The sequence below is a fragment of the Algorimicrobium echini genome, assembly GCF_900115185.1.
Lineage (GTDB): Bacteria > Bacteroidota > Bacteroidia > Flavobacteriales > Flavobacteriaceae > Algorimicrobium > Algorimicrobium echini.
Genome location: NZ_FOVN01000001.1, coordinates 1,261,402 through 1,276,505, shown reverse-complemented (window position 1 = coordinate 1,276,505; position 15,104 = coordinate 1,261,402). Strand labels below are relative to the sequence as shown.

Annotated in this window: 14 protein-coding genes; 1 reads left to right on the top strand and 13 read right to left on the bottom strand. The window is 35.1% G+C overall.

Annotation, left to right across the window (positions count from 1 at the left end):
• Positions 1-2 precede the first annotated feature (2 nt).
• The 7 genes from BM239_RS05745 to BM239_RS05715 form a co-directional block, all read right to left on the bottom strand.
• The gene (locus tag BM239_RS05745) at positions 3-329 is read right to left on the bottom strand and encodes a nucleotide pyrophosphohydrolase (RefSeq protein ID WP_092206653.1); all 327 of its coding nucleotides are present in this window, start codon (positions 327-329) and stop codon (positions 3-5) included.
• Positions 329-781, bottom strand: coding sequence for a D-aminoacyl-tRNA deacylase (gene dtd, locus BM239_RS05740; RefSeq protein ID WP_092206652.1), 453 nt, complete (start codon positions 779-781; stop codon positions 329-331). The genes BM239_RS05745 and dtd overlap by 1 nt, the downstream gene beginning before the upstream one ends.
• Before the next feature lie 26 nt (positions 782-807).
• A complete protein-coding gene (gene rsgA / locus BM239_RS05735) occupies positions 808-1,758 on the bottom strand; it encodes a ribosome small subunit-dependent GTPase A (protein WP_092206651.1) in 951 nt (316 codons plus the stop codon).
• Positions 1,759-1,818: 60 nt separating this feature from the next.
• Positions 1,819-2,901, bottom strand: a complete 1,083-nt coding sequence (locus BM239_RS05730; RefSeq protein WP_092206650.1) for a bifunctional 3-deoxy-7-phosphoheptulonate synthase/chorismate mutase type II — start codon at positions 2,899-2,901, stop codon at positions 1,819-1,821.
• 74 nt (positions 2,902-2,975) lie between these two features.
• Positions 2,976-3,827, bottom strand: a complete 852-nt coding sequence (locus BM239_RS05725) for a prephenate dehydrogenase (RefSeq protein WP_092206649.1) — start codon at positions 3,825-3,827, stop codon at positions 2,976-2,978.
• A 4-nt stretch (positions 3,828-3,831) separates the two neighbouring features.
• Positions 3,832-4,974, bottom strand: coding sequence for a pyridoxal phosphate-dependent aminotransferase (locus tag BM239_RS05720; RefSeq protein ID WP_092206648.1), 1,143 nt, complete (start codon positions 4,972-4,974; stop codon positions 3,832-3,834).
• Positions 4,974-5,798: a prephenate dehydratase gene (locus tag BM239_RS05715; protein ID WP_092206647.1), complete on the bottom strand. Its 825-nt coding sequence runs from the start codon at positions 5,796-5,798 to the stop codon at positions 4,974-4,976. Before BM239_RS05715 ends, BM239_RS05720 begins: the two co-directional genes overlap by 1 nt.
• A gap of 311 nt (positions 5,799-6,109) precedes the next feature.
• Here BM239_RS05715 and gldA point away from each other — a divergent pair, with 311 nt between their 5' ends.
• Positions 6,110-7,009 carry a gliding motility-associated ABC transporter ATP-binding subunit GldA gene (gldA, locus tag BM239_RS05710; protein WP_092206796.1) on the top strand — a complete coding sequence of 300 codons (900 nt, stop codon included), beginning with the start codon at positions 6,110-6,112 and terminating at the stop codon, positions 7,007-7,009.
• A gap of 2 nt (positions 7,010-7,011) precedes the next feature.
• Here gldA and BM239_RS05705 read toward each other — a convergent pair whose 3' ends face one another.
• The 6 genes from BM239_RS05705 to BM239_RS05680 form a co-directional block, all read right to left on the bottom strand.
• Positions 7,012-7,761 carry a head GIN domain-containing protein gene (locus tag BM239_RS05705; RefSeq protein WP_092206646.1) on the bottom strand — a complete coding sequence of 250 codons (750 nt, stop codon included), beginning with the start codon at positions 7,759-7,761 and terminating at the stop codon, positions 7,012-7,014.
• Between the two features lie 3 nt (positions 7,762-7,764).
• A complete protein-coding gene (locus BM239_RS05700; RefSeq protein ID WP_092206645.1) occupies positions 7,765-8,856 on the bottom strand; it encodes an acyloxyacyl hydrolase in 1,092 nt (363 codons plus the stop codon).
• 44 nt (positions 8,857-8,900) lie between these two features.
• Positions 8,901-10,160, bottom strand: a complete 1,260-nt coding sequence (locus BM239_RS05695; protein ID WP_092206644.1) for a pyridoxal phosphate-dependent aminotransferase — start codon at positions 10,158-10,160, stop codon at positions 8,901-8,903.
• Positions 10,161-10,230: 70 nt separating this feature from the next.
• A complete protein-coding gene (gene metF / locus BM239_RS05690) occupies positions 10,231-11,187 on the bottom strand; it encodes a methylenetetrahydrofolate reductase [NAD(P)H] (RefSeq protein WP_092206643.1) in 957 nt (318 codons plus the stop codon).
• Positions 11,188-11,381: 194 nt separating this feature from the next.
• Positions 11,382-14,054 (bottom strand): methionine synthase, encoded by a 2,673-nt coding sequence (metH, locus tag BM239_RS05685; RefSeq protein WP_092206642.1) that lies wholly within the window; start codon positions 14,052-14,054, stop codon positions 11,382-11,384.
• An 11-nt stretch (positions 14,055-14,065) separates the two neighbouring features.
• Positions 14,066-15,076 (bottom strand): homocysteine S-methyltransferase family protein, encoded by a 1,011-nt coding sequence (locus tag BM239_RS05680; protein WP_092206641.1) that lies wholly within the window; start codon positions 15,074-15,076, stop codon positions 14,066-14,068.
• Between the last annotated feature and the right edge of the window lie 28 nt (positions 15,077-15,104).

Genomic DNA, 15,104 nt, shown 5'->3' with positions numbered 1-15,104 from the left:
ACCTACTTCAACTTCGGGTTATTCTGATGACGCTCATGGTCGCGTTTCGTTTTAATATCTAATTTTTTATCGAAAGCAGCTTGCAAGTCAACACCTGTTTGATTTGCTAAACATAAAACCACAAAAACAACATCGGCTAATTCTTCGCCTAAATCCTTATTTTTATCGCTTTCTTTTTCGCTTTGTTCGCCATAACGACGGGCTATAATCCGGGCAACTTCACCAACTTCTTCCGTAAGTTGTGCCATATTGGTTAATTCGTTAAAATACCGAACGCCATGTTCTTTTATCCAATTATCGACGGCTTTTTGTGCATTTTCAATATTCATTAGTCTTTATTTTTAGTATCTATAATTATCGTAACAGGGCCATCATTAATTAACGTGACTTGCATATCGGCACCAAACTCACCCGTTTGAATTGGTTTGCCTAAATCTGATTCAATTCGTTTAATAAAATCTTGATATAATGGAATAGCTACATCAGGCTTGGCCGCTTTTATATAACTCGGTCTATTGCCTTTTTTAGTATTAGCATGCAAGGTAAATTGACTAACCAAAATAACATCACCATGATTATCGATTATAGAATTATTCATAACACCTTCCACATCCGGGAAAATGCGCATATTCACGATTTTATTGGAGAGCCAAGTAATATCTTCCTGTGCATCATCATCTACAACACCTAATAACACCAATAAGCCTGAATTAATAGACGCTACTATTTTTTCATTAATAGTAACACTTGCTTGAGAAACCCTTTGAATAACTGCTTTCATGTAAATAATAAATTAATTTTAAGACATTATTTCATCCATTCTTCCGTTCGGAAATGGTCTTCATCACCTTCTAGAATTTGCAGATAACTTCGGTAACGTGATGCAGCAATTTCATTCGCTTCCAAAGCCTCTTTAACGGCACATTGTGGTTCTTCAATATGAATACAATTGTTAAATTTACAATCTTGTTTTAAAGCGAAAAACTCTGGGAAATAATCACTAATTTCCTCCTTATCCATATCTACCACCCCAAACCCTTTAATGCCTGGTGTATCTATAATTTTGGCATCAAAACACAAATCGAACATTTCAGCAAACGTTGTGGTGTGTTGCCCTTGCATATGTTGCGTTGAAATGGCTTTGGTTTTTAAATCCAATTCTGGCTCAATAGCATTAACTAAAGTAGATTTCCCTACACCTGAATGCCCAGCAAACATACTAACTTTTCCTGTCATTAAGGCTTTAACTTTTTCAATGTTTTTTCCAGTTGATGCCGAAATACCAATGCATTCATACCCAATTTTCCGGTACACGTGTGCAAGATATTTCACCTCGTTTAACGTGTTTTCATCATAACTATCTACTTTATTAAAAAGCAGAATGGTTTTTATGGAATACGCTTCGGCAGTCACCAAAAACCGATCGATAAAACTGGTAAATGTGGGTGGATTATCAATGGTGATTAATAAAAATACTTGATCAATATTAGCCGCAATTATATGGGTTTGTTTGGATAGATTTACCGATTTTCGAACAATGTAATTTTTCCTATCGTGTATAGCGGTAATCACACCAACAGGTTCGTCGTTGTTATCATGATCTAGATCAAAGTCCACACGGTCACCAACAGCAACAGGATTGGTGCTTTTTATCCCTTTCATGCGAAATTTCCCTTTTATACGACATCGATAAATAGCACCTAAATCCGTTTTAACGGTGTACCAACTTCCTGTAGATTTATAAACGATTCCTGTCATTATTACAAAGATGCGATATTAATTTTTAGCGAAAAATTAATCGACTAAAAAACACATAAATTACTTATTGATGATTTTTTCCTGGTGGTTAATCGATTCTTGATGAACAGCTTTAAAAACTCGTAAAATAAACTCTTCGCTTAAATTCTTTTCTTCGCCTTGGAGAATCATTTTACCTAAAATTTCATTCCAACGTTTGGTTTGTAAAACAGCAACGTTATGTGCTTTTTTAAGTGCTCCAATATCATCAGCTACTTTCATACGCTTTCCTAAAATCTCAATTAATTGATGATCAATCACATCAATTTGCGTTCGCATGGTGTTAATTTTATTTTTGAATTCGGTAGCTTCGCCTGTTTCTTTTCGAATCTTTAAATCGTCCATAAACTGAACAAGTGTTGCTGGTGTAATTTGCTGTGCAGCATCACTCCAAGCATTGTCTGGATCAAAATGGGTTTCTACCATTAAACCATCATAATTTAAATCGAGAGCCGTTTGGCATAAATCGAAAATAATATCACGACGACCAGCAATATGCGAAGGATCTAATATTAGCGGTAAATCTGGAAACCGATGTTGTAAATCGATTGGCAGTTGCCATTCTGGATTATTTCTGTAACGCGTTTTTTCATAGGTAGAAAAGCCACGATGTATAACTCCTAAATTTTTAATATCAGCTGTATAAAAACGCTCAACCGCACCTAACCATAAGGCTAAATCTGGATTCACAGGGTTTTTAACCAAAACAGGCTTATTTGTTCCTTTTAGCGCATCTGCAATTTCTTGAACTATAAACGGGCTAACTGTTGTGCGTGCACCAATCCAAAGCACATCAACATCGTGCTTTAAAGCTAACTCCACGTGATTGGCGTTAGCAACTTCGGTTGCAATTAACATCCCAGTTTCTTCTTTGGCTTTTTGTAACCATTTTAATCCTAAAGCACCAACACCTTCAAAATTACCAGGTCTTGTTCTTGGTTTCCAAATGCCTGCTCTTAAAACGGTTGCATCGGTATCTTTTAGTTGATGTGCTATTTTTAAAACTTGCTCTTCTGTTTCTGCACTGCAAGGCCCAGCAATAACCAACGGATGGTCTAATCCGAAGTTATGCAACCAGCTCCCTAATTCTTTTTTATTTTCCATAATCTTTTTTTTTAAAATTTGATATTCAAAAACGTTAATAGCTCTTCAATTGCATTGAAATTAAGTTTTTGAGTTTACGCTATACCGTTTAATATGTCTTTTATGTGATTTGTATCTGACATTTCTTTGTGGATTTCTTCAAAAGAATCCGTTTCCAAATAGGCCTTAAACATGATTAAATTTTGAATATATTCGTCTAAAGTCTCTATAACATTGGTTTTATTTTGTTTAAAAATGGGTGTCCACATATTTGGTGAACTTTTTGCTAACCGTACTGTAGATGCAAACCCACTTCCTGCCATATCAAAAATATCGCGTTCGTTTTTTTCTTTTTCCATAACCGTTTTGCCTAACATGAACGCGCTGATGTGCGATAAATGCGAGACATAAGCAATATGTTTATCATGTGCCTCCGGATTCATATACCGAATGCGCATACCCATAATTTTGAAAATACTTAATGCACGCTCCTGCAATTGAAATGCTGTTTTTTCAACTTCGCAAATAATATTTGTTTTTCCTTGAAACAAACCTGCTAAAGCTGCTTTTGGCCCTGAAAACTCGGTTCCAGCAATAGGATGAGTTGCTAAAAAATTTCGTCGTTTTGGATGATTTTCAACAGCCTTACAAATAGCCACTTTCGTAGAACCCGCTTCCATAACTAAAGCATTATCATGCACTAAATCCAATACTTTTGGCAAAACCGCTACAGCTGTATCTACAGGAATGGTTAAAATAACGGCATCTGCATATTTTACATCTGTAAACTCTGCTTTTTTATCTATAATTTTTAGCGCTAAAGCATCCTCTAAATGCGCATCATTTGTATCAATTCCGAAAATGGTAATTTCAGGATTCAAATGTTTGATATCTTTGGCAATACTTCCGCCAATTAATCCGACACCTATTATGTATATTTTTTTCATAATATTAAATTCTTGCTAACGCTTCTTCAATTATTTCGGTACTAGCACATAATGAAAAGCGCACGTAACCTTCGCCATTACTCCCAAAAACGGTTCCTGGTGCAATAAAAATATTGTTTTCTTTTAGTAACAAATCAACAAACTCTTCCGATTTTATAAATGGCGGTAATTTGGCCCAAACAAACATCCCACTGGCATTTTTATTATAGGTACAATTAAGTGTATCAGCCAACTTCCAAATCAGTTGCCGTCGTTCTTCATAAACTTGATTCAAACTCACATACCATAATTTAGAGCAATTTAAAGCTTGAATGGCTGCTTTTTGTATGCCAAATAACATTCCAGAATCCATATTACTTTTCACTTTTAAAATAGCGTTTATATATTCTGCTCGACCAAGCACCATTCCCACGCGCCATCCAGACATATTAAAGGTTTTGCTCAGCGAATTTAATTCCAAACACACCTCTTTAGCACCTGCAATTTGAAGCATACTTTTTGGTTCCTTGTTTAAAACAAAACTGTATGGATTATCATTAATTATTAAAATAGTATGCCGTTTGGCAAATGCAATGAGTCGCGTAAAAAAAGCATCACTGGCATTGGTTCCTGTTGGCATGTGCGGATAATTCACCCACATCATTTTTACTTTCGATAAATCCTGTTCTTCTAAAGCCTCAATATCTATAAGCCAATTTGAGGATTCCGTTAAATCGTAAAAAACAGGTTCCGCACCTACTAAGTTAGTGACCGATGTATAAGTTGGATAACCAGGATTAGGAATTAAAACTTGATCGCCTGGATTTAAAAACGCCATAGAAATATGCATGATACCTTCTTTGCTTCCCATTAACGGAAGGACTTCTGTAGAAGGACTTACATACACATCATACTGATCTCTGTAAAAAGACACAATGGCTTCACGAAGTTCTGGCAACCCTTGATAACTTTGATACTGATTTGCTTTCGGATGTTTAAAACTTTCACCTAAAGTATCTATAACTTTTTGGGGTGGATTTAAATCTGGACTTCCAATACCTAAATTAATTATAGGCTTTCCGTTTGCCATGAGTAATGCGACTTCTCGCAATTTTTTCGAAAAGTAGTATTCCTCCACAGTTTGTAAGCGATTGGCTAATTCAATCATTATTTTGTGTGTTTATATTGTCCTAAAACTTTGAAGTCTTCGGCCATAATTTGTAATAGAGTGCGTGCTTTTTTAAAATAGCTACAGGTATCAAAAGTAACATCTACAAAAAAAGCATATTTCCAAGGGGTTTCAATTTTTGGCAGCGATTGAATTTTGGTTAAATTCAGTTGGCAATCACTCATCACATTTAAAATAGCTGCTAAACTGCCACGTTTGTGTTCTAATTCGAACTTTATTGATGCTTTATTATAGCCTTCAGTTATAGAACCCTCATGATCCCGTTTTACAATTACAAAACGGGTTTCATTATGGTGAATGGTTTGAATGCTTTTCGCTACAATTTCTAATTCAAATAAATGGGCTGCTAACTGACTCGCAATAGCTGCAACGCCTTTTAATTGTTGCTTTTGAATGCGTTGCGCCACTTCAGCTGTATCTTTATCTTCAATTAACTTTATATGTGGGTGTTTTTTGAAAAATGCTTTACACTGCAGCAAAGCCATAGGATGCGAATACACCTCTTGAATATCCTCAATACTCTGTCCTGACAAAGCCATTAAATGGTGTTGAATATCCAAATACTGCTCGCCAACAATATGTAAATCATGTGTATCAATTAACGCATAATTAGGAATAATAGAACCTGCTATAGAGTTTTCAAGCGCCATAACAACCGCATCTGTTTCCTTATTTAGCAGAGAGTTTATAGCGTCATCAAATGATAAACACTCTAATAACGGAACTGCATCTCCAAAATAGTGCTGCGCTACTATATGGTGAAATGATCCTTGTACGCCTTGTATGGCTACTGCCTTTGTCATCGTTTTTTTTTGTTTTAAAACCTCAAACCAAACTAGTATAAACAAAAAAAGTCCCGATTTACATCGAGACTTTAAATAGTTTAATTTTATGGTTAAAAATTACACATACAGCGTCTCGTTCCTTTTGTTAAAAAAGAAATAATACCAATTGTGATATGTGTTATTCGTACTTGTGTTCATAATTTGAAAGGCTAAAGTAGTTAATAAATTGAAAAAACAAAATCTTTTTCAATTATTTTAAAAATATAACGTTTTCGTCGTGCATTCCGTTTCATATTTATATGTTATTTTTGAAAAAACGAATTTACTTTATGTCTATTGAAGTTGAAAACATCACCAAATTATACGGCTCACAGAAAGCGTTAAACCATGTATCTTTTAAGGTTAATAAATCGGAAATTGTGGGTTTTTTAGGACCTAATGGCGCTGGAAAATCAACCATGATGAAGATTTTAACCACCTTTATCGAAGCCTCTGAAGGTACCGCAAAAGTAAACGGTTTTGATGTTCAATCTGAAAAACAAAACGTGCAACAAAGTGTTGGGTATTTACCAGAACACAATCCGCTATACTTGGATCAATACGTAAGGGAATATTTGGCTTTTAATGCTGCGGTTTATGGCGTGAATAAAAAGCGTATTCAAGATGTTATTGAAATTACCGGATTAACACCGGAATCTCATAAAAAAATTGGTCAACTTTCCAAAGGTTACAGACAACGTGTAGGTTTAGCAAATGCTTTATTACACAATCCGGATGTGTTGATTTTAGATGAACCAACAACAGGATTGGACCCAAACCAATTGGTGGATATTCGGAATTTAATTAAATCGTTAGGGAAAGAAAAAACCGTGTTCTTGTCTACACATATTATGCAGGAAGTGGAAGCCATGTGCGACCGTGTTATCATTATCAATAAAGGTGAAATTGTAGCTAATAAAACATTAAAAGAACTGCGCGACGACAAAGAACAGGTTGTTGTGGTAGAGTTTGATTATCGTGTAGAAACCGTTTTTCTACAAAAATTACCACATGTAAAAGACGTTGTGAATGTGCATGATTTTATTTATGAAATTACTTTTGCAACCGCTGAAGATATGCGTTCTCATGTATTCGATTTTGCACATGATAATGAACTAAAAATTCTGCAACTGAATCAGAAAAACGCGAGTTTAGAAAGTTTGTTTCAAGAATTGACAGCCAATAAATAATACTACTCCAAAATAAGGCGACCTTGATAATGCTGTGTTACTTCAAGTGTTGGAGGCGTATTTACGGAAATCAGATTTCCCGTTCCATACAAATCACCTGTAAGTAATTGAATTGGATTCACAATAATATCATTGCTTCCACGATGATAAATTTTCACTTTTTGAGCTATTAAATCACGACCTTCAAAACGGCCTATTCCAGAATAGAATCCAATTGTTGCATCATCAACCGTTCCTGTTAGGTAAAATGATGATAAATTATTAGAGGTCACAATTAAGTTTGTGGTGTTTACAGTCATTCTGAAATCACCAATTGTAAAGGCGTCCGTTTGATTGAAGTTTTCGGAAATAAGTTTTAATTCAGGATAATTCAATACCCCATTTGATGACACATCAAACTGTGACGAATTTCTAATTTCTTTAATATTTGGAGCGGACACATAAATTTTTGTTGTACCATAATCCCGAACCATATTACAGGTATTGTTATCGGTTAATTGTAATTGATTACCAATAACAACAGCGTGCACGTCATTCAATAAATTTTCACCAGTTTCAATAATAACAGAAAAATCTGGTGCTTCGTTTAGAATAAGTTCCACATCACGATTAACAAGGATACGTTCAAAATCTGAAACGAGCACTGTTTGCTGAATAGTGGTTCCTGCGTTTTGAAAACAATCATTAGCATCTTCAGTATTGCATGAGAAAACAAGAACTAATACAACGAGATATGTGAGTTTTTTAATCATAAATTACAATCTGATTCCGACACCAAATTCAACAGCTTCGGCTTTAGCGCCATGAGATTTTAAAGTTAATGCACCAAACCATTTTTTTCCAAAATAACGTTTCAATCCAATACGAATGTAGGTTTGTCCTTCAAAATCATACGGATAGTACACATAATAGCCCAGTTGCGTTTCAATGGACATTTTATTAATAAATAATTCGTGACCTACAAATAATCCAACGCGCTTCCAATCTTCATCACCTGTAACATCCTCTTCGGGAAACGAAACGGATTTATAGTAAATTAATTCTTCTAAAAATTTAGAGAAAAACACATCAGCTCCAAACTGAATGGCACTTTTATGCCCTAAACGTTTATCTGCATAAGCTGAAACAATGTAGAATGGAAATTGACCACTTCCTACTACATCACTTTCATTAATTCCGCTTCTAAAAGCAATGTTATACTTAATGCGTTCCGTAAACTTTTCTTTGGTAATGGTGTATTGGTATTCAGAATCTTCTTCATCTAGATTGTAGGTAACCCCTAAATTAAACGTAATGGAGTTGACACTGGTATTTGGCGCTTTCACGTTGGCATTGGAATAATGAATTAAACTAAAACCAGCTTGTAAACCGAACTTATCAAAAATCCGTTCGCGTTTATAGTTCAACATTAAATAAGTGCTACTTAAAAGCGACGTTCCAAAGGCATTATTTCTGGGATTTTCTATTTTGTCATACGGATTGGTTGTATAACCCAAACCCTGTCCAATACGCAACATTAAATTTCGTTTTAAAAAATAGAAATTATAATGTGCATACAATGAGTAATTGGTTCCTAAAACATCATTCTTTAAATTCTGGTAAGCGAATGACACACCATAATCTGGATAACCATAGCGTTGTTCCCAATCTTCATTACCAAAAGTTTTTTTGTTCCAACTTAATATAAAACCTTCTGGATGTCCTTTAATAAGGTGTAAAATATCATTATTATGAAGTGCTATATTTCCCTTAAAATAATTTAAGTCGAAATAGGAATCCGTGGGTTTATCTTGTGCCAAAAGCGTAGCAAAACCAATACAACATAAAAAAGTAAACAGGTGCTTCATTCTAAAACTTGTGGCGCAAATGTATGTAATTTCTTAAAAGCATCTTACTTTAATTTCTGAAGTGCATTTTCTAGCAGTTCAAAAACCGTATCAATATCTTCTTTTTTTGCTGTTCCTACCGATAGTCTGAACCAATTGGAATCTGTTGATGTTCCAAAGGCATAAAAAGGCACAATGGCTAATTTGGCCTCATGCAATAAAAAACTAGTAACCTCTTGAATGGTTTTAAGGGTTGTCCCTTCTTGCGTTGTTTTTCCTATTAAATCAAACTGAACCGTTAAATACAATGCGGCTTCAGGCTGAATAGCACGTACAGGAAACCCTTTAGTTTGTAAAGCATTAAAACCTTGGTAGAATAAAACTAACCTATCATTCAATTCGGTTTTAATATGTGTTAAATAGCCTTGAACCACTTCTGTCTGATTTAAATACGAAGCCGTTGCCAATTGTTCGGCTTTGGGAGCCCAAGCACCAATATGGCTCAATAAGGCTTTCATTTTATTAATTACATGTACAGGCCCAAAAGCCCAACCAACACGAACACCAGTAGCAGCAAATGCTTTAGAAATTCCATCAATAAAAATGGTGAAATCTCGCATTTCAGGAACCAGCTCCACAGGATTGTAATGAATGGTCTCTCCATAAGTTAATTGCCAATAAATTTGATCATACAGTAGGTAAAGTGGTTTTTCATTTAAAGAGGCACGACGCTTGTTTTCTTCAACTACCAATTCTGAAATTTCCAAAAGCGCTTCTTTAGTAAACGTTGTTCCTGTAGGGTTTAATGGCGAACATAAAGCAATTAAATTAACCTGTTGAATATGTGGTTTAATATCTGAAGCTGTGGGCATAAAGTTATTTTCAACCTTGGTTTCTAAAATGACAGACTTGTTTCGCGACAAATAGGTATAGGCATCATTATTCCATGAAGGAACTGGATACAAAACGGTATCTTCCAAATCTAAAATAGTTTGGTAAACGGCAAAAATTAAAGGTCTTGCTCCTCCAGAAATTAAGATTTCGTCTTTTGAATAGTCTAATTTTAAATTTCTTGACAAGTAATTAGACACACTTACACGTAAGGCTTCCATACCATTTGCCTGCGGATAATTGGTTTGGTTATCATTGTAAGCCGAAACAATTTCAGTTTTCAACTCATCTGGAATTGGAAAAATACTGGAATCAAAATCGCCTATAGTTTGGTTATAAACGACCTCGCCTTGTGCTTTTAATGCGGTAACTTCACCTGCAATTTTAATGATTTCAGAACCTTTTAAACCTTCAGCTAATTTGGATGTTTTCATGTGTATAAGTTACTATTTTTGCAAAAATAAGCTATAAGCAAGTATTAAAAAGAGAATTATATCAAATTTATTAAAATACGCTGGAAGCTATTGTTTTAATATTATCACTTTTACCCATAGAATAATAATGGAGCACTGGAATATTTGCTTGTTTCAATACTTGTGATTGTTGAATACACCATTCAATTCCAACCTGTTTTACCTGCTCATTTGTCTTGCATTTAATAATTTCTAAAATCAAGCTTTCAGGTAAATCTACATGAAACCGATGCGGAATTATATTTAATTGTTTTTTGGTAGCGATAGGCTTTAAACCCGGAATTATGGGCACTGTAATTCCAGCCTTACGACACTTATCTACAAAATCAAAATACTTTTGATTGTCAAAAAACATTTGTGTTACAATATAGGTGGCGCCATTTTCAATTTTATGCTTTAAAAATTGAATATCCCGATCCAGACTAGGCGCTTCCATGTGCTTTTCAGGGTAGCCGCCAACACCAATACAAAAGTCGGTTTTGGAAACATTGAGCAATTCCTCATCTAAATATTGCCCTTTATTTAAAGCTTCAATTTGCGCAACCAATTCACTAGCATAAGCATGACCTTCCTTTTCGGGTTTAAAATAGACATCGCTTTTTACGGCATCACCACGTAAAGCCATGACATTATCGATACCTAAAAAATCCAGATCTATTAGAAAGTTTTCTGTGTCTTCTTTAGTAAAACCACCACATAAAATGTGCGGAATAGCATCTACTTGATATTTATTCTGAATAGCGGCACAAATGCCAACAGTTCCTGGTCGTTTTTTAACAACTTGTTTCTTAAGCAATCCATTTTCTAATTCCTTATACACATATTCTTCTCTATGATAGGTGACATCAATAAATGGCGGATTAAACTCCATTAACGGGTCAATATTATTAAAAATAGATTGCACATTTTGTCCTTTTAAAGGCGGTAAAATTTCAAAAGAAAACTGGGTACTCCCTTTGGCTTGCTTAATATGTTCGGTTACTTTCATATTCATTTCCTATGACATTAGGAATCTCATTTTTTGCTTCAGATTGATAATCTTCTGTAGCTTGTTCATATTTTATTTTTTATTTATGCGTTATTTAAGAGCCTCATTTTATCTCTTACGTATTAGCGATACAGACAAATACTTTTTGGCTGCATTACATGAATTGATGTAAAAAGTATGTTATTATTATCTTACTAATCAGCCATACTTGGGCGCAACCATTTTTCTGCTTCCTCATTACTTATTCCACGTCTTTTGGCATAATCCTTTAATTGATCGGGTGTTATTTTACCCAATCCAAAATATTTAGCATTTTTATTTCCAAAATAATACCCAGAGACACTAGCTGCTGGCCACATAGCCAAACTATCCGTTAATTCCACTCCAATAGTTTCTTGAACCTTTAGCAGTTTCCAAATGGTTCTTTTTTCCAAATGATCTGGACACGCTGGGTATCCAGGAGCAGGACGAATACCATGATAGGCCTCTTTAATCAACTCCTCATTGCTTAAGGTTTCTTGATCTGCATAACCCCAAAAATTTGTACGGATTTCTTTGTGTAAATATTCGGCAAAAGCTTCCGCTAACCGATCAGCCAATGCTTTTATCATGATGGCATTATAATCATCATTTTCTTCTTCAAATTGCTTGGCTAATTCAGCTGTTCCAAAACCTGCACAAACACAAAAACAGCCCATATAATCTTGTTTTCCGGAATCTTTTGGCGCAATAAAATCGGCTAAAGCCATATTTGGTACTCCAGGCCGTTTTTCTAATTGCTGACGAAGTGTTAAAAAAGTAAAAACATCCGATTGATGCTTATTATCTACTTCAATATCATCATCATTTACTGCATTGGCAGGAAACAAACCGAAAACAGCTTTCGCTTTTAACAGTTTTTCATTAAACACACGTTTTAATAAGGCCTGTGCATCTGCAAACAACTCGGCAGCTTGCTCTCCAACCAGCTCATCTGTTAAGATATTTGGAAACTTGCCGTGTAAATCCCAACTCCTAAAAAATGGACTCCAATCTATAAATGGTTCCAATTTGGCAATATCAAAATGGTTTATTACCTGAACACCCAATTGTTTTGGTTTTATTATTTCCGTGGTATTCCAATCTATTTGAAACTTACGTTTACGAGCTTCTTCAATCGTGATATAATCTTTCTGTTTACCACGTTTTAAAAATTGTTCACGGAATTTGTCATATTCTTCACGAATCTGTTTCTTATAAACCTTATTGTCTTGCTGTAATAAATTACCAACAACGGTAACAGCTCTAGATGCATCATTAACATGAACGGTAGTGTGACTGTAATTGGGTGCAATTTTTACAGCCGAATGTGCACGTGATGTGGTAGCACCACCGATTAATAATGGGATGGTTATGTTTCGTTTTTGTAACTCTTTTGATACATATACCATTTCATCTAAAGAGGGTGTAATTAAACCACTTAATCCAATAATATCAACATTTTCAGCAATAGCGGTTTCTATAATTTTTTCGGGCGATACCATAACACCTAAATCAATAATCTCATAATTATTACAACCTAGAACGACACTCACTATATTTTTTCCAATATCATGAACATCACCTTTTACGGTAGCCATTAAAACACGTCCAGCAAATTCTTGTTTTCCATCTTTTTCTGCTTCAATAAACGGCTGTAAATATGCGACGGCTTTTTTCATAACCCGAGCCGATTTAACAACTTGTGGTAAAAACATTTTACCACTTCCAAATAAATCGCCAACCACATTCATTCCAATCATTAAGTGGCCTTCAATTACTTGAATTGGCTTTTCTGATTCTTGACGTGCTTGTTCAATATCGTCAATAATGAAGGTGTCTATACCTTTTACTAAACTATGCGTAATACGTTCTTGTAGTGGGTAACTTCGCCACTCTAAAACTTTAGCCACATCAGCTTTTTTATCATCTTTTACCGTTTCTGCAAAATCTAAAAGCCGTTCAGTAGCGTCCTCTCGTTTATTAAATAACACATCTTCAACACGTTTTAGCAACGTCTTTGGAATGTTATCATATACTTCTAAAAGTGTTGGATTTACAATTCCCATGGTCATACCATGTTGAATGGCATGGTATAAAAAAGCTGAATTTATAGCTTCACGTACAACCGTATTGCCGCGAAATGAAAACGACACATTGCTCACACCTCCTGATACATTAGCATGAGGTAAATTTTCACGTATCCATTTTGTAGCTTGGAAAAAATCTAAAGCATTTAAACGGTGTTCATCCATTCCTGTTGCTACAGGAAAAATATTAGGATCGAAAATGATATCTTCTGCTGGAAAACCTACTTGATGGATTAAGATATCATAGGATCGCTTACAAATTTCAATACGTCGTTCATAAGTATCGGCTTGTCCAACCTCATCAAATGCCATTATAATAACTGCAGCGCCATACCGCTTAACTAAAGTTGCTTGGCGTACAAATTCGGTTTCGCCTTCTTTCAAACTTATAGAATTCACAACCGATTTTCCTTGAACCACTTGCAAGCCTGCTTCAATAATTTCCCATTTAGAACTATCAATCATTATTGGAATTTTGGCAATATCAGGCTCTGAAGCTATGAGATTTAAGAATGTTATCATGGCGTATTTACCATCCAACATTCCTTCGTCCATATTAACATCTAGAATTTGCGCTCCACCTTCCACTTGATCGCGAGCTACATTTAAAGCTTCATCAAATTTTCCGTCTTTAATAAGTCGTAAAAACTTACGTGATCCTGTAACGTTAGTACGTTCACCTACATTAATAAAATTGCTTTCTGGTGTAACTACAAGCGGTTCTAATCCAGATAACCTCAAATATCTATGTTTCTTCATGGTTATTTGTGTTAAAAGGTTTCAGTCTGCACGGAAGTTTGTCTCGGTTTATATTTAGCTGCAACCTCTGCAATTGCTTTTATGTGTTCTGGCGTTGTACCGCAGCAGCCTCCAATAATATTGACTAAATCATTTTTTAAATAATTTTCAATAAGTTTTTGCATGTGTTTTGCAGTTTGTTCATATTCTCCAAAAGCATTAGGCAAACCTGCATTAGGATGTGCTGATGTAAACACATTCGTTTCATGAGCTAAACGTTGTAAGTACGGTTGTAGTTGATCTGCACCAAGCGCACAATTAAAACCCACACTTAACAATGGAATATGTGTAATAGAGTTTAAAAAAGCTTCTACTGTTTGCCCAGACAAGGTACGACCTGAAGCATCTGTAATGGTTCCAGACACCATAATTGGGATATTCATTTTACGCCCAACGTTAACTTCATCAATAGCAAATAAAGCCGCTTTTGCGTTCAGTGTATCGAAAATAGTTTCAACCAACAAGACATCTACACCACCATCTATTAAGGCTTCCACTTGTTGTTTATAAGCTACACGTAATTCCTCAAAGGTTATGGCTCGATATTCAGGTCTGTTGACATCGGGCGACAAACTTGCGGTACGATTGGTAGGTCCAATACTCCCAGCTACAAAACGCGGTTTACTTGGGTTGACTTTAGTAAACTCATCTGCCACTTGCCGTGCAATTTTAGCCGATTCAAAATTGAGTTCATAAACCAAATTCTCCATATTATAATCTGCCATTCCAATCGTGGTTGCAGAAAACGTGTTGGTTTCTACAATATCGGCACCTGCTTCATAATATTTTCTATGCACCTCTGCAATAGCTTGTGGTTGCGTTAAGGACAACAAATCATTATTCCCTTTTAACGAAGTTGGATACGCTTTAAAACGATCACCACGATAATCCGCTTCCGAAAAGTTATAACGTTGCAACATGGTTCCCATGGCACCATCTAGCACTAAAATACGTTTTTGAATTTCTTGTTTTATATTGCTCATAACGTTATTTTTTACTGAAACGTCCAAA